Origin of the sequence: Nannocystis exedens, from assembly GCF_002343915.1 — a bacterium.
Taxonomy (GTDB): Bacteria; Myxococcota_A; Polyangia; order Nannocystales; family Nannocystaceae; genus Nannocystis; species Nannocystis exedens.
In genome coordinates this window covers 6,425,971-6,441,105 of the sequence record NZ_NETK01000001.1, presented here as the reverse complement: position 1 = coordinate 6,441,105, position 15,135 = coordinate 6,425,971, and the positions used below count along the sequence as shown (strand labels likewise).

Annotated in this window: 12 protein-coding genes; 6 read left to right on the top strand and 6 right to left on the bottom strand. The window is 73.5% G+C overall.

Annotated features, from left to right (window positions below; translation table 11 throughout):
• Window positions 1-88 precede the first annotated feature (88 nt).
• Together NAEX_RS25315 and NAEX_RS25310 are read left to right on the top strand one after the other, a co-directional pair.
• Window positions 89-1,654, top strand: coding sequence for a SulP family inorganic anion transporter (locus NAEX_RS25315; RefSeq protein ID WP_211302472.1), 1,566 nt, complete (start codon window positions 89-91; stop codon window positions 1,652-1,654).
• A complete protein-coding gene (locus NAEX_RS25310; RefSeq protein ID WP_096330050.1) occupies window positions 1,651-2,262 on the top strand; it encodes a carbonic anhydrase in 612 nt (203 codons plus the stop codon). Before NAEX_RS25315 ends, NAEX_RS25310 begins: the two co-directional genes overlap by 4 nt.
• A gap of 305 nt (window positions 2,263-2,567) precedes the next feature.
• Here the strand turns inward: NAEX_RS25310 and NAEX_RS25305 are convergent, their stop codons facing one another.
• Window positions 2,568-6,074 carry a tetratricopeptide repeat protein gene (locus NAEX_RS25305; protein WP_170136001.1) on the bottom strand — a complete coding sequence of 1,169 codons (3,507 nt, stop codon included), beginning with the start codon at window positions 6,072-6,074 and terminating at the stop codon, window positions 2,568-2,570.
• A 593-nt stretch (window positions 6,075-6,667) separates the two neighbouring features.
• On the opposite strand from NAEX_RS25305, the gene NAEX_RS25300 reads away from it, so the two are divergent.
• Entirely contained in the window at window positions 6,668-7,312 is a 645-nt protein-coding gene (locus tag NAEX_RS25300; protein WP_143140275.1) for a hypothetical protein, read from the top strand.
• Window positions 7,313-7,409: 97 nt separating this feature from the next.
• Here NAEX_RS25300 and NAEX_RS25295 read toward each other — a convergent pair whose 3' ends face one another.
• Window positions 7,410-7,964, bottom strand: coding sequence for an SET domain-containing protein (locus tag NAEX_RS25295; protein ID WP_096330047.1), 555 nt, complete (start codon window positions 7,962-7,964; stop codon window positions 7,410-7,412).
• Between the two features lie 191 nt (window positions 7,965-8,155).
• A complete protein-coding gene (locus tag NAEX_RS48255) occupies window positions 8,156-9,376 on the bottom strand; it encodes an RCC1 domain-containing protein (RefSeq protein ID WP_170136000.1) in 1,221 nt (406 codons plus the stop codon).
• Window positions 9,377-9,440: 64 nt separating this feature from the next.
• Between NAEX_RS48255 and NAEX_RS25280 the strand changes: the two genes are divergently transcribed.
• Complete coding sequence (locus NAEX_RS25280) at window positions 9,441-10,100, top strand: DUF1707 SHOCT-like domain-containing protein (protein WP_170135999.1); 660 nt, start codon at window positions 9,441-9,443, stop codon at window positions 10,098-10,100.
• 107 nt (window positions 10,101-10,207) lie between these two features.
• Here the strand turns inward: NAEX_RS25280 and NAEX_RS25275 are convergent, their stop codons facing one another.
• The gene (locus NAEX_RS25275; protein WP_096330045.1) at window positions 10,208-10,777 is read right to left on the bottom strand and encodes a hypothetical protein; all 570 of its coding nucleotides are present in this window, start codon (window positions 10,775-10,777) and stop codon (window positions 10,208-10,210) included.
• 264 nt (window positions 10,778-11,041) lie between these two features.
• Here NAEX_RS25275 and NAEX_RS25265 point away from each other — a divergent pair, with 264 nt between their 5' ends.
• A complete protein-coding gene (locus NAEX_RS25265; RefSeq protein ID WP_170135998.1) occupies window positions 11,042-12,187 on the top strand; it encodes a hypothetical protein in 1,146 nt (381 codons plus the stop codon).
• An 82-nt stretch (window positions 12,188-12,269) separates the two neighbouring features.
• Complete coding sequence (locus tag NAEX_RS50675; RefSeq protein WP_096330042.1) at window positions 12,270-13,328, top strand: hypothetical protein; 1,059 nt, start codon at window positions 12,270-12,272, stop codon at window positions 13,326-13,328.
• Window position 13,329: 1 nt separating this feature from the next.
• Here the strand turns inward: NAEX_RS50675 and NAEX_RS25255 are convergent, their stop codons facing one another.
• Both NAEX_RS25255 and NAEX_RS25250 read right to left on the bottom strand, forming a co-directional pair.
• Window positions 13,330-13,944: a class I SAM-dependent methyltransferase gene (locus tag NAEX_RS25255; RefSeq protein ID WP_096330041.1), complete on the bottom strand. Its 615-nt coding sequence runs from the start codon at window positions 13,942-13,944 to the stop codon at window positions 13,330-13,332.
• Window positions 13,941-15,065: a DUF3419 family protein gene (locus NAEX_RS25250; RefSeq protein ID WP_096330040.1), complete on the bottom strand. Its 1,125-nt coding sequence runs from the start codon at window positions 15,063-15,065 to the stop codon at window positions 13,941-13,943. The genes NAEX_RS25255 and NAEX_RS25250 overlap by 4 nt, the downstream gene beginning before the upstream one ends.
• Between the last annotated feature and the right edge of the window lie 70 nt (window positions 15,066-15,135).

The window sequence follows — 15,135 nt, the reverse complement described above, 5'->3', positions numbered from 1 at the left end:
ATTTCTTATCGGTGGACTCTTCTCCGGATTCTTGCCATCACATTCGCCCTCGCCGCCGATTAAGCCGACTTCATCCTCGATGCCGCCCTTGACTCCAGACAAACAGCCCTGGCACACGCACCTGGCCGCCGACATTCCGGCCTCGCTCGTCGTCTTTCTCGTCGCTCTGCCGCTGTGCCTGGGGATCGCCCTGGCGTCGGGTGCGCCGCTCCTCGCGGGGCTGTTCGCCGGGTTCGTCGGCGGGCTCGTCGTCGGCACGCTGAGCGGCTCGCCGCTGAGCGTCAGCGGGCCGGCCGCCGGCCTCACCGTGGTGGTCGCGGCCGGCATCGCCGAGCTCGGCGCCTACTCGGCCTTCATCCTCGCGGTCGTGCTCGCGGGGGTCATGCAGCTCGGCTTCGGCCTGCTGCGGGCCGGCGCGGTGGCCCACTTCGTCCCGGTCGCGGTGGTCCACGGCATGTTGGCGGCGATCGGCTGCATCCTCGTGCTCAAGCAGGTGCCGCACGCGCTCGGCTACGACGTCGACTTCGAGGGCGACGAGAGCTTCGTCGGCCAGGGCGGCGGCAACACCTTCACCGACATCGTCGCGGCCGTGCAGAACGCCGACCTCGGCGCCTTCATCATCTTCGTCGCGGCGCTGGGGGCCCTGCTGCTGTGGCAGAAGGTCGGCAAGAAGATGGTCGGCTCGTGGATGCCGCCGGCGCTGGTGGCGGTGATCGTCGGCGCGCTCACCAACGAGCTGTTCAGGCTCTACGCCCCGGACCTGCACCTCACCGACGCCACGCACCTCGTCACCATCCCCGACCTCAGCGGCCTGTCCGGCATCCTGTTCGCGCTGCCGTTCCCCGACTTCTCGCGCATCGGCGACCCGGCGGTGTGGCGGGTCGCCGCCACCATCGCCGTCATCGCCAGCGTCGAGTCGCTGCTGTCAGTCGGCGCCTGCGACAAGCTCGACCCGTTCCACCGGATCACCCCGACCGACCGCGAGCTCAAGGCGCAGGGCGCGGGCAACATCGTCTCGGGCCTGCTCGGCGGCCTGCCGATCACCGCCGTCATCGTCCGCTCGTCGGCCAACATCGACGCCGGCGCGCGCACGCGCGTGTCGGCGATCCTCCACGGCGTGCTGCTCCTGCTCAGCGTGCTGGTGCTGGCGCCGATCCTCAACCACATCCCGCTGTCGGCGCTGGCCGCGGTGCTGATCGTGATGGGCCTGCGGCTGGCCAGCGTGCGGGTGTTCCACGCGCAGTACCAGCGCGGCAAGGGCCAGTTCGTGCCGTTCTTGATCACCCTGGGGGCGATCCTGTTCACCGACCTGCTGGTCGGCGTCGCCATCGGCGTCGGCGTCGGCATCTTCTACGTCATCCGCAGCAACTTCAGGTCGGCGATCGTCGTCGCCCACGAGGACCACGAGTACCTGATCCGGTTCGCCAAGGACGTCTCGTTCCTCAACAAGCCGGCGCTGCTGCGCGCCTTCTCGGCGATCCCGAACGGCTCCGCCGTGCTGATCGACGGCACCCGGGCCCAGTTCATCGACCCGGACATCGTCGACGCGATCGACGACTTCCTGCTGTCGGCCAAGGCCCGCAACATCACGGTGGAGCTGCGCCGCAGCGCCACCAGCCTCAACACCCACTTCAAGCAGGAGGCCGCCGCATGAACCCCGCCCGCCGCTTGCTCCTCGCCAACAAGTCGTGGGCGCAGGAGCGACGCGCCATCGATCCCGAGTTCTTCCAGCGCCTGGCCGCCGGCCAGCAGCCCGAGTTCCTGTGGATCTCCTGCTCCGACAGCCGGGTGCCCGAGACCCAGCTGACCGTCACCGACGCCGGCGAGCTGTTCGTCCACCGCAACGTCGCCAACCTCGTCCGCGCCGACGACGCCAACGTGCTGTGCGTGCTCCAGTACGCGATCGAGGCGCTCAAGGTGCACCACGTGATCGTCTGCGGCCACTACGGCTGCGGCGGCGTCAAGGCGGCGATGAACGGGGCCCCGCCCGGCCGCCTCAGCCAGTGGCTGGCGCCGGTCGCCGACATCTACCAGCGCCACCGCCAGCAGCTCGACCTGCTGAGCGAGGACGAGCGCTGGGCCAAGCTCGTCGAGCTCAACACCGTCGACCAGGTCCACCGCCTGGCCGAGACCGACGTCATCCGCAACGCCTGGGCCAAGGACGTGTACCCGTACCTGCACGCGTGGGTCTACTCGCTGCCGGAGGGCCTGATCCAGCCGCTGCTGACGCTGAGCCCCAAGGGCCCGCAGAAGCTGCTGTGAGGGGCTGGTGTCTCGGAAGACATGCTTCGTAAAGCATGTCCTCCGAGACATCTTTCTATTTGGCGAAGCCGTCTCGCCCCGGCTCGGGCCGCAGGCGTCCTTCGACGATTCGCCTGCATCGTCGGCGCCGGCCGAACCCGGGCGAGCCGGCGCCCGAGGGCTGGCTGCCGCCGTGGACGCCGGACATGGGCGACGCCGAGGCGCCCGCGCGCCCGCGCTGACGCTCGCTACCGGTGCGCTTCCGGCTGTCCTTCGGGACATGCGATGATTCACCCGCCGCGCCGGCGCCCGCTTCGACCTGTCCTTCAGGGCAGCTTGTGCGCCGCCAGCCAGGCCGTCACCTCGGCCCGGCGCACCCGCACCTGCGGGTCGCCGTCGTCGATCGTCGCCGCGGCCTGCGCGGCCTCGCGGAGGGCGCGGGCCCGGTCGTCGCGCCCGCCGAGCTGCCACAGCGCCTGCGCCAGCAGGAAGCGGGCCTCGCCGGCGCGGCTCGGCCGGTCGTTCGCGGTCCACAGCGCGAGCGCCCGCTCGAGCGACGGCGCGGCCTCGCGGGCGCGTCGCTGCAGCAGCAGGGTGCGGCCGAGCCACAGGTGTTCGGTCGCGTTCTCGACGTGGTCCGCGCCGACGCCGGCGGTGGTCAGCGCGAGCGCGCGGCGGAACAGCGCCTCCGCGCGGGGCAGGTCGCCGGCCGCCAGCACCGCGGTGCCGAGCCCGTGGACCGGGAACGCCACGTCGTAGCGGTCGGGCCCCAGCGTCTTCTCGTAGATCGCCACGCTGCGCTCGAACAGCGGCAGCGCCTCGGCCTCGCGCCGGGCCTTGCCCAGCACGCTGGCCAGGTTGTTGAGCCCGAGCGCGGTGCGCGGGTGATCGGGGCCGAACTCGCGCTCGAAGATTTCGACGGCCTTGCGCGCCGACGCCTCGGCGCGCGCCAGGTCCCGCTTGTCGACGTAGATGTCGCTGAGGTTGTTGTAGACGAACCCGGCCGCCGCCGCGTCCGGGCCGATCGAGCCCTCGATCAGGCGGATCGCCTCGAGGTAGGCCGCCTCCGATTCGTCGATCCGGCCGAGGTCCTCGAGCACCGCGCCGAGGTTGTGCGAGGCGTGGGCCAGCATCGGGTGGTTGTCGCCGAGCCGGGCGCGGAAGATCTCGCGGGCGCGCGCGTAGTCGCGGTGGGCCTCGGCGAACAGCTCGTAGTTGCGGCGGATCCGCCCGGCCGCCCCGAGCACCTCGGGGATCAGCAGATCGTCGGGCGCGACGATCCGCTCGGCCAGCGCGACCGCCTCGTCGCTCAGCCGCAGCGCCTCGTCGCGGTCCTCCTCGAGCAAAGCGAGCTGGGCCATCCCGGTGCGCAGGGCCACCCCGTCGCGCGTGTCCTCGCCGCCGAGACGGCGCACCAGCGCCCGGGCCTGCCCGCGCCACAGCGCGCCGTCCCTGGCGTCGGCCAGCTCGTCGGCCGCGAGCGCCAGCAGCAGCAGCGCCGCCGTGGCCGCCGACTCGACGTGGTCGACCTCCAGCGCGGCCCACAGGGCCTGCAGCGCCCGCTCCCGCGCCTGGCGGAACTCAGCCAGCCCGTGGCAGGCGTACGCGGCGACCATCTCCGCCTCGGCGACCACCGCCGGCTGCGCCAGCGCTCGCGCGGCGATCGCCGCGCCGTCGGCCGCCGCCAGCGCGACGTCGTAGTGCCCGGCCGCGTGCTCGGCCTCGGCCGCGACCAGGCGCTCGCGCACGGCCGCGACCTCGGCCGCGACCCTGGCGTCGGCCGGCACCAGGCGCTCCGGCAGCAGCTTGGCCGGGTCGGCGCAGTCCTCCGCCGGCGGCAGGCCGTCGACCAGCACGGCCGCGCGCTCGACCGCGGCCGCGTCGGCGCGCGCGAGCACCTCGACGCGCGCCGCCACGCCTCTCAGCTGTCCCTTGAGACACATCATCTGGCGGTCGAACAGCGCGTCGGACAGCTCGCCGCGCTGATGCGCCTGGCAGGTCGCGGTGTGGACGGCCGCCCAGCGCCCGGCCAGCGCGTCGAGGCGCGGCCCGACCCGCGCCAGCGTCTCGGCCGCGTAGGCCAGGCCCGTCGCCGCGAACGCGCGCTCGACCGCCGCCCGGCGGTCGTCGTCCCACACCGCCGCGACTTCGGCCGCCGCCCCCGAGCAGGGCGCCTCGGCGGCCGGCGGGGTCACGCGCGTGGCCGCGAACACGCCCGCGGCGACCACGACCGCCGCCCCCGCGGACCCCAAGCCGCGGCGCACTCGCCCGCGGTCGCGCGTCAGCTCGGCCAGCAGCGCCGGCATGTCGGGGAAGCGCGCCCGCCGATCGACGGCGAGGCCGCGCTGCAGCGCCCGCAGCAGCCACCGCGGCACCTCGGCCCCGCGCGGCGGCGGCCGCACGGCCCCCGCCGTCACCGCCAGCGCGTACTCGGCCGGACTCTCGCCGGCGAACGGCCGCTGCCCGCACACCGCCTCGTAGAGCGCGACGCAGAAGCTGAATTGGTCGGTCGCGGCGTCGAGCTCGGCCCCGGCGTACTGCTCCGGCGACATGTACGCCAGCGTCCCCATCAACGCGCCCGCGGCCGTCAGGCGGCTCGCGAGCAGGCTGGCCTTCGGGACATGGGAGCGCGCCGTCGTGACGTCGCCGACCGGTCCCGGGCCGCGCGTCACCACCGCCCCAGAAGCCGGCCCTGCCGGCGGGCCGACCGTCGCATCGCCCACCGTCCCCCGCCCCGCGAGCATCGTCGCCGCATCACTCCCCGGCCCCCGCGAGGCGAGCATCGTCGCCGCATCACCCACCGACCCCCGCGACGCCATCACCGTCGCCGCATCACCCACCGACCCCCCGCGCGCCGCGAGCACCGTCGCCGCATCACCCACCGACCCCCGCGACGCCATCGCCGTCGCCGCATCACCCACCGACCCCCCGCGCGCCGCGAGCACCGTCGCCGCATCACCCACCGACCCCCGCGACGCCGGCATCGTCGCCGCATCACTCTCCGCTCCCCTCGACGCGAGCATCGTCGCCGCAGCATTCACCGACTCCCGCGACGCCATCACCGTCGCCGCATCCCCCCCCGACGACCCGCGCGCCGCGAGCATGAGCGCCGCATCACTCCCCGACCCCCGCGACGCCGGCACCGTCGCCGCTTCACTCTCCGCTCCCCTCGACGCGAGCAGCGTCGCCGCATCACCCCACGTCGCCGCCCCACCCACTGGCCCCCGCGCCGCGAGCATCGTCACGGCCTCACTCCCCGACCCCCGCACCGCCGCGTCCGGCCGCGCCGGCGCGCCCGCATCGGCCGCCGTCCCGGCCAGCGCCGCCAGCCCGAAGTCGAGCACGCGAGCCCGACCGTCACGCCCGACCACCACGTTGTCCGGCTTGAAGTCGCGGTGAATCAGCCCCACCGCGTGCGCGGCCGCCAGCCCGCGACCTGCCTGAATGAACATGTCCAAAAGTTCTCGCAGCGATCGCCCGCGCCCCAGCCAGGCCCGCAGCGACTCGCCCTGCACGTACTCCATCGCCACGTAGACCTGGCCGTCGATGAGCCCGACGTCGTGGACCGCCACCACGTTCGGATGCGCCAGCCGGGCCAGCGCCTGGGCCTCGCGCAGCAGCCTGGCCTGGCGCGTCGGGTCGCCGCCGTCCCCCGCGAGGACCTTGACGGCGATCTTGCGATCCAGCTCGGGGTCGTAGGCGCCGAACACCGCCCCCATGCCGCCGCGCCCGAGCTCCTCCAGCAGCACGTAGCGGCCGAGCCGGCGCGGCGCCAGCACGGGCTCCGGGCCCGTCTGCTCGCCCCCCGCGATCGTCGCCTCGTCGCCCGTCACCCCGCCAGGGTACCGGCTCCACGCCAACCGCGGCGAGCCCTCGCCGCCCCCCACCACCCGCCGCCGGCCTGAAATCGCACGAGCCGTCCGTCGCCGGTCGCGGCGATCCCCCGGCTCTCGCGCGGGGCCCGAATGCCGCGCACGAACATGGTGACGCCGGCGACGATCCGCGGGAGGCCGACCGCGGGACCGATCGCGGCGTTGCGAGCGGCCCGCCGCTTCGCCGCCTCGCGCTCGGTTGACGACGACCCCCCACGCCCCGCCATGGATGGCCGACCCCTCGTCCGGCTGAGGACGCCGAACCAATGCACATACCGGCCGCGTCGACATACGCGTCGACCGGCGCCGCGAATCACGAACCCGGCGGCCGCACCCCGCATCTGTCCGCTGGCGCAAGCGCCTCTCCGGCTCGCGGCGCGCCCCCTGCGCGGTCTCGCGTCTTCGGCCTGGCCGCCGCGACCTCGCCCGCTCGCCGTGACGCCGAGCCCATCGGGCGCCGCGAGAACGACGATTCTCCCCGCGGGCCTCCAGGCCCCACCGCCCGCGCGACCGGGCTGCGGGCGCAGCCTCGCGGGACGCGATATCGTGGGGCGATGTTTGCTTCGCTTACCTCGCTCGTGGTCGCGTCCAGCCTCCTCGTCGCCGCCCCCGGCGACCCGGCCCCCGCCCCCGCCGAGGCCGCCAGCGCCCCGAGCTACATGCAGCCGATCTACGTCGACCCGCCGGCGGGGTACTACGATCCGCCGCCCGGCTACTACGATCCGCCGCCCGCGTATTACGAATCGGACACGCCCGGCGGCGCCCCTGTCCATAAAGATCCGCCGGCCGGGTACTACGATCCGCCGCCCGGCTGGTACGACCCTCCGCCCGGCTATTACCTCCCGCCCGCCGGCCTGCCCGCGCCGCTGCCGGTCCCGAGCGAGCCGGCCGCCCTGGCCGACGACGCCTGGCAGAAGTGGGCGAAGCGCCATGATCAGCTGCGCGGGCGCCAGATCGGCTGGGGCGTCGTGCTCGGCCTCAGCGTCCTCACGCTCGGCATGATCGCCGCCTTCCCCCCGTCCGACTGCCGCGATTGCGGGATCTTCGGCCGCCCCGTCCTCGGCCTCGGCGCCCTCGTCATGGGCAAGATCTCCCTCGTCTCGAGCATCGTCAACGGCGTCGCCCTCGCCCGCCACGACCGCAACCGCCCGAGCGCCAACCTGAGCTTCGGCGCCGGCTCGGTGCAGATCAATTTCTGATCGCTCCCTGTCCCGCTGAGCATGTTTTCAAGAACATGCCCTTCTGGCCATGCCCCCGAGGACATGCCGGAGACAACATGTCCCCGAGGCCCGGCGCTCACCCGCGCAAGTACGCCAGCGCGCGCGGGCGCAGGCGGGCCTGGGTGCCGGGCGGCAGGTCGCAGAAGCTGGCGATCCGGCCGCGGCAGCTCGGCGCGCCGCAGCAGCAGGCCACGCTCCAGCCCGGCTCGCACATCGACGTGCTGTAGTCCCACAGCACCTCCTCGCCGGCGCGGATCGGGCGCAGCGCGTGGAGGGTGACCGAGCCGTCGACGAACCCGAGGTTGGGCTCGCAGCCGTGGTTCATGAAGTCCTCGAGGTCCTCCGAGCCGGGCGGGCTGACCAGCCACAACGCCGGGCCGACCTGCATCGCGTAGAGATCGTCGGAGACCGTGGGCGCCGCCACCAGCATCCCGCCGAAGGTCAGCACCGGCTCGCCCGGGTCGATGTCACGGCGGGCATAGACGCCGCGCCCGTGGACCTCCGACCCGCGGACCTCGAGCAGCTGCCGGCTGCGCGCCGGGCTCACCGCTCGCGGTGACAGCGAGCGCCGCAGCGCCGCCTCCGCCCCGTCGTCGCCGCTGCTTCGCGTCGCCTCGTCCTCGTCGTACACGCGCGGAAGGTAGCAGCAATTGCAACGACGCCGCGGTCCCGTCGATCATGCCTGCACCGCGACCCGCGAATGTACATATCCCACCCCGGTCGAGCCCGATCGGACTCTGAGGACATGTCTCGCGACAAGCGCACGCCCCGCCGCCCGTCGTCACCGCCTGAAGCCCCGATCGCGGCGCATCGCCGCGGCGCTCACCACGCCACCGGCATCGGTTGCGGACGATCGTCGACCCCGCCGTCGCCCACCCCGCCGTACGCGTCGCTGCCCCAACACAGCACTTTCCCCGCGTGGGTGAGGGCGCACGCGTGCAGCAGCCCGACCACCACCTGGCTCGCGCCGGCCACCGGCAGCATCGCCGGCGCCGCGCAGTACGGCTCCGGCGGCGCTTGTCGGGGCGACGCCGGCTTCGCCTCCGCCACGTACTCGCGCGGCTCGCCGCACTCGGGCCACAGCAGCCGCTCCGGGCCCCACTCGCGGCCCCAGCCGCGAGCTGTCCCATCGGCCAGCAGGGCGGTCGTCCGGAACTGCCCGGCCGACAGCCGCTGCGCCGCGCGCAGGCCGACCACCGGCGCCGGCGGTCCGACCGTCGCCTCGCCGCCGTCGCCGCGCTGGCCGAACGTGTCGCCGCCCCAGCACACGGCTGTCCCATCGGACAGGGAGGCGCACGCGTGGTCGAAGCCGGCCGTCAAGGCTCGCGCCCCGACCACGCCCTCGACCGGGCTCGGCGTCAAGTGGTCGCGCCCCGACGCGTCGCCGCACTGCCCGTACTCGTTCCAGCCCCAGCACAGCACCTCGCCGGCGTGCGTGCGCGCGCAGCTGAAGCCGTAGCCGACCGCCACCTCCGCCGCCGACTCGAGCCGCACCACCGCGACCGGGCCGGTCGAGAACATCCCGCCGTCGCCGAGCGCCCCGTGCGAGCCCTGACCGCGGCACACCACGCCGCCGCTGCCGACCACCGCGCAGTCGTGATCGAGCCCGAGCGCGAGCTGCCGGACGTCGCGCCAGCCCGCCACCGGCTGCGGCAGGGCCCGCACAGGCGGCGCCCCGGCTTCGACCTCCACCGCCGGGCTCTGGCCCCAACACCACACGCTGCCGTCGCCTCGCACCGCGCACGTGCGGTCGCCCTCCGCCGCGATCTGCACCGCATCGTCGATGCCTGCCACCACCACCGGCCGCTCGCTCCGCGTCGCCGTCCCATCGCCGAGCTGACCGCTCGCGCCCATGCCCCAGCAGCGGACCTGCCCGCCGCGCAGGCGCGCGCACGTGTGGAACGACCCCGCCGCCAGCTCCTCGACCACCGGCTCGGCGGCGCTCGTCGCCGGCTCGTCGCCGACCTCGACCGGCGCGCGGCCCCACCATCCCGGTCCGCAGCCGGTCAGCGCCGCTGTCACCATGGTCCACACCCACCGCACGCGCCCGCAGCATACCCGATCGGCGCGGCCCTGGCGCGGCGGCCGGCATGGTACAAGGCGCCTCGTGGACTCGCCGGCAGGACAGCTGCAACGCGCGCGCGAGCAGGCCCGGACCCGCCTCGGCGACGGCTACGCGCAGGACCTCATCGACCAGGACACCCTCGACGAGCGCCTCGAGGCCGTCGAGCGCGCCACCACGGTCGCCGAGATCGACGCGCTGACCGCCGACCTGCGCCCGGCCCCGACGGCCGCGCTGGTGCCCGCCGCCGCCGCCCTGGCCGTCCCCGCGACCCCGGCCCGGATGCGCGTCCTGTTCAGCTCGATCGACCGCACCGGCGCGTGGCACGTCGCCGCCCGCACCCACGTGCGCGTCGTGTTCGGCAACGCCACCCTCGACCTGCGCCAGGCCGTCCTGCCGGGCGGGCCGATCGAGATCGACGTCAACGTCGTGTTCGGCAACCTCGACATCATCATCCCGCCCGGCTGGCAGCTCGACAACGAGTGCGGCGCGATCCTCGGCTCGGTCGAGCAGCTCAGCGGCCCGCCCCCGCCCGGCCAGCCGCGCCAGCTGCTGCGCCTGCGCGGCCGCGTGGTCTTCAGCAGCCTGACGATCCACGAGCGCCTGCCCGGCGAGAACGCCTGGGGCGCCCGCAAGCGCCGCAAGCGCGAGCACAAGGCCCTGGCCCAGCGCAGCGCCCGCGCCCTCCCGGCCGGCGACGATTGATCCGCCTGGCTGTAAAGCCATGTCTTGGAAAGCATATCCTCATGGACATGCCACGCGGGACATAACCCCGAGAACATGTCCGGGAGCACCACGTCCCTCGCGGCGCGTCACTCGCAGTTCTCGACCCGCGGCGCGCACTCCGACAGCGCCGTCATGACCGGCTCCTGCATGCACTGGAAGCTCCCCAGCGGGTCGGGCTCGGCCAGGCAGCCGTCGAAGTAGGCGGTGTCCTTGAGCAGGACTGTCTCGTCGGGGCCGGACGCGGCGGGGGTGCCCTCGACCTGGCAAGGAGCGGTGGCGCGGCGGAGGATCGCCGCGCTGCCGTCGGCGAAGATCCGCACGCCCGTCCAGCTCCAGCTCGGCGCCGCGTCCTGGGTGAAGACCCAGGCGACGAAGCCCGGCGTGCGGTCGCGCAGCGCCGTGAGCACGCATTGCATGTGCTCGATCTCCTCGTCGGGCTGGTCCGTCACCTCGCAGCCCTGCTCGCAGTGGAGGAACGCCACCGGGCAGAGCTGCGGCCCGCAGGACTCGTCCTCGGCCTCCGGGTCGCACTCGCACGCGCCCTCGGCCTCCACGGTGGTCGTGCTCCCGTCGGAGGTGGCGCTCTCGTTCGTGTTCCCGGCGCCCGAACAGGCGGCCAGGCAGCAAAACAGGGTGGTGAGCAAGCTTCGCGTCATGGTCGCGGCCGAAGTAACCGGCCCCGGCGAAGAAATTGCCGGTCTCTCGCCTCGTCGTGTGCGCTTTGCCGGGGCGCCCGCGAGACCCGGCGCGAGCCGCAGCCAGACGCCTGCGAGCGCGGCCCGTGTCTCCCTCGGACCGTGGCCTGAAGGCCCCGCGAAACCTGTCTCTCCGGACAGATTGACGTCGCCTCGACGGCCGGGCGATCCTGCCCGGAAATGACGAAGCGGATCATGCGCGAGCGGAGCCTACGAACGAGCGCCATGGCGGGCGCGATTGCATGCAGCGTCGGCTGCGGTCCGGCCGAGGACGGGACGGCCAGCGCCAGCGGGGCCACCGGCGTCACCGGCGTCACCGGCGTCACCCAGGGCAACACGCAGGGCAGCATGACCGGCGTCACCGGCGTCACCGGCGAATCGACCGGCACCGACTCCGACTCCGGCGTCCCGACCAGCTCGGGCGGCGTCGCCACCGACGACCCGACCGCCGGCGTCACGAGCAACGACTCCTCCAGCCCCAAGCTCGACCTGGCGATGGCCGACTTCGGCGCCCCGCCGACCGGCGACGGCTGCACCAAGGTCGACTTCCTGTTCGTGCTCGACAACTCGATCTCCATGGGCGACGAGCAGCAGAACCTCGCCAACAGCTTCCCCGGCTTCATCAGCACCATTCAATCGCAGGTGCAGGCCCAGGACTACCACATCATGGTGATCGACACCGACGACCAGGACAAGTGGGGCGAGAAGTGGGACAAGTGCCATGAGAAGTGCATGACCGACGATCCGGGCGACGGCTGCCTGACCGTCTATTTCCCGGACATCATCTGCGGCATGGAGCCGCCGCCGCCCGAGCCCTGCGATCAATCGCTCGGCGCCGGCCGCAACAAGGGCGCCGGCGGGCCGCCGGTCGAGTGCCCGGTCGACGGCGGCCTGCGCTACATGACGCAGGACCAGGCCGACCTGCCCGGGGCCTTCGACTGCGTGGCCAACATGGGCGCCACCGGCAATTCCAACGAGCGCCCGGCCGAGGCCCTGCTGACCGCCCTCGGCCCGCAGACCCAGGCCGGCGGCTGTCACCCCGGCTTCTTGCGCGACGACGCCGTCCTCGTCGTCACCATGATCTCCGACGAGCAGGAGAACGGCTCGCCCGGCACCCCGCAGAGCTGGTACGACGACCTGCTGGCGCTGAAGGGCGGCAACGAGACGGCGATCGTCATGCTCTCGCTCAACGGCGACGCCGAGACGATGGGCCAGGAGTGCATCCCCACCGCCAAGATGGTCGAATTCGTCGGCTACTTCGGCGACCGCGGCATCATCGACAGCATCTGCGCCCCCGACTACAGCCCGTTCTTCCAGGAGGCCGTCGGCGTGATCGACTACGCCTGCGACGAATTCGTCCCGCCCGGCTGAATCGCCCCTCGTACGCCCCCGGGTGACATGTCCCGCAGGACATGTCGACACCGCCGGGCGACGTGTGCTACGCCTGCTAGCAATGCTGGAGCGCCTCGACACCGTCGACTGGACCGCCGTCCACCACGCCTACGGTCCGGCCACGCGCACGCCCGACGTCCTGCGTGCGCTGCTCGACGACGACCCGGAGCAGCGCCAACAAGCCCGCCGGCAGCTCTACGCGACCCTCCTCGACGACAGCCTGCGCAATTACGCGACCACCGCGGCGGCCCCGTTTCTGGTCGAGCTCGTCGTCGACGCCCGCACCCCCGACCGCGCGCAGGTGCTCGACATCCTCACCTGCAGCGTCGCCGGCACCCTCAGCATCGCCTCGCCGCCGGTCCTCGACGACGGCGGCCCCGACGTCCACCCGATCCTCCGCGACATCTACCGCGCCGCCGAGGCCGCGGTCCCGGCCTGTCTGCAGCTCGTGGGCTCGAGCGACGAGCGGCTGTGCGTGGCGGCCATCTACTTCCTCGCGACCATGTGGCGGCGCGCGGACGAGATCGTGCCGGCCCTGCACGCCCGCCTGTCGCGCTCGCCCGCGCCGGTGGTTCGAGGCATCCTCGCCTTCGCCCTCGGCCACCTGCGACCCGACGATCCCGCGCTTTCGCAGTTGCACGCGGCGGACCCCGATCCCGCTGTCCGCGTGATCGCGGCGGTCGGCCTGCTCCGCGGCGCGGACGGCCCGTCGGAGCCCGCCCTGAGCACCCTCATCGCCGCGCTCGCCGGCCCCGACGCCGTGCCCGGGCTCGAGCGACTCCCGTGCGTCGAGATGGGCGTCGCCGACCTCGGCCGCGTCCTCTGCGACCTGCCGAAGGGTCACGTCGCGCGCGCCTTGCCGACGCTGTGCGCCGCCCTGCGCCGCACCGACGGCTTCGCCGTCCTCGGCCTGGTCGAGCCGCTGCTGTACATCGCGTTCGACGGCGACACCCCGCCCGAGGCGAACACGCTGACCTCCGCGCAGCGACAGGCGCTCACCGCCATGCTCGACAATCCGAGCCTGTGGCAGCTCGGCGACGGGCACTTCCTCCTGCGCGACTATCACCTGCCGACGACGCGCTCCGCGATGGCTGCGCTGCTCCGCGCGCCGGAATCATGAGTCACCGCGGCCGGCGCAGGCGCGCGAGCACGTAGTAGCGACCTGGCCCCAAGACCAGCTCGGCCCCCTGCGCCGCCAGCCAGCCCGGGTCGAGCGGCGTCACGCGGTACAGCTCCAGCCACGCGCGCAGGCCGGCGGCGAGCGGGCGCGGCAGGCCGCGGAGGTCGGCGAAGTCGACCACGTGGACCTCGCCGCCCGGCGCGACTTCATGCAGCGCGTGCTGCAGCGCCTCCTCGCGGCGCTGCACCATCGACAGGCAGTACGAGAAGAAGATCCGCTGCGGCGGCACCCCGAGCACCGACCTGTAATCGGCGTCCTCCGCGAACGCGCGCTGGAAGTGGGCCCACGGGCAGCGCGCCGCGGCCCGCTCGAGCATCGCGTCCGCCGCCTCGATCCCGCCGTACAGCGCCCATGCCCGGCGGCGTTGCAAGATCTCGAGGTTGCGGCCCGTCCCCGGCCCCACCTCGACGAGCGACGCCCACGGCGCCGCCAGCAGCTCGTCGAGCGCGCGGTCGCGGCCGAACAGGTAGTACTTCCGCGTGACGTCGTAGATCGACCGCGCCGCCTTGTAATAGCGGTTGAGGAACACGCGGTGTTCGGTCTGTTCGGGGGTCAATGGACGATCCTGTAGTAGTTGACGCCCTGGTACTGGCGCGAGCGGTCGAGCCGCGCGGCCGCGGAGCTGCGGGCCGACAGCGGCTGCAGCCGGCGCTCGAGCCCGTGGCGGGCGATCAGCGAGTGCGGCTCGACGCTGCGGTACATCACGATCCCGCCGTCGCGGCTGGTGCGGAGGATCTCCGCGAACAGCTTGTGCTGCGCCGGCGCCGGCATCCAGTCGGGCGCGTCGCACAGCGTGTAGTGCGACCACGTGTTCGGCCCGGCCTCCTTGAGCACGTCGAAGATGTTGCGCCGGTGGAACCGCGTCCGCGTCGGCGCGCCGAACGAGCGGGCGTGGCGATCGCGGCGCAGGTACGGCGGCACCGCGTCGGGCTCGTCGTGATTGTAGTGACCGGCGATCGCCGTCCACGCGAACCAGTTGCGGGCCAGGTCGGTGGTCGCCACGCGCTTGACGTGGTCGACCAGGAAGTCGACGATCCCCGTGCGCGAGGACTCGAGGATCCGGTCGCGCTGGGCGAAGTTGACGCCGATCGCCACCAGGTTGAGCGGGCTCTGCAGCACCGGCGCGACCAGCGGGTGGCGCATCACCGGCGTCAGCGTGGCGTCGATCATCGCCTCTCGCTGCTCGACCGGCGTCGCGCACAGCCGCCGCAGCCACGCCCCGTCGATCCCGGCCAGCCGCGTCAGCGCCGTGAACATCCGCGCCGTCAGGCCCTCGCGATAAAAGGCCCGGCGGAACAGCGAGTGCCGCCGCTGCCAGTAGCGCTGGACCCACTCGGGCAGCGTCCCCACCAGCCAGCGGACCACCGACTCGTGCTCGGGGTGCGCGCCGCGGCCGAGCAGATCATAGAAGAGGTCGTAGCTGCGCAGCCGCTGGGCCGCCGCGGTCTTGAGGGCGGCCAGGGCCAAATGATGGGGGTTGATGTCGACGGCGTCGATGCTCCGCGGGTGGGCGCTGAGGTGGCCGGCGATCCGGCAACCGGCGCCGGAGATCCCGAGCACCGTGCTGGTCTCGTCGAGCTCGAGGAACTGCTCGTCGACCTCGCTGTCCTCCCACAAGATGTTGTAGACGAACAGCCGCGAGAAGATGTGCTGAAAGGCCAGGTCGCGCAGGTGCATCCGCGACGCAGGAGACCACGCGCGCGTCACCGCCGGGCCGCATCGCCGCAAATCTTCGGCGCGCGCGATG

Coding starts and splice junctions, on each gene's coding strand:
- NAEX_RS25310 (WP_096330050.1), top strand. CDS start 1,651: ATGAACCCCGCCCGCCGCTTGCTCCTCGCCAACAAGTCGTGGGCGCAG.
- NAEX_RS25300 (WP_143140275.1), top strand. CDS start 6,668: ATGTTTGCTTCGCTTACCTCGCTCGTGGTCGCGTCCAGCCTCCTCGTC.
- NAEX_RS25275 (WP_096330045.1), bottom strand. CDS start 10,777: ATGACGCGAAGCTTGCTCACCACCCTGTTTTGCTGCCTGGCCGCCTGT.
- NAEX_RS25265 (WP_170135998.1), top strand. CDS start 11,042: ATGGCGGGCGCGATTGCATGCAGCGTCGGCTGCGGTCCGGCCGAGGAC.
- NAEX_RS50675 (WP_096330042.1), top strand. CDS start 12,270: ATGCTGGAGCGCCTCGACACCGTCGACTGGACCGCCGTCCACCACGCC.
- NAEX_RS25250 (WP_096330040.1), bottom strand. CDS start 15,065: ATGCACCTGCGCGACCTGGCCTTTCAGCACATCTTCTCGCGGCTGTTC.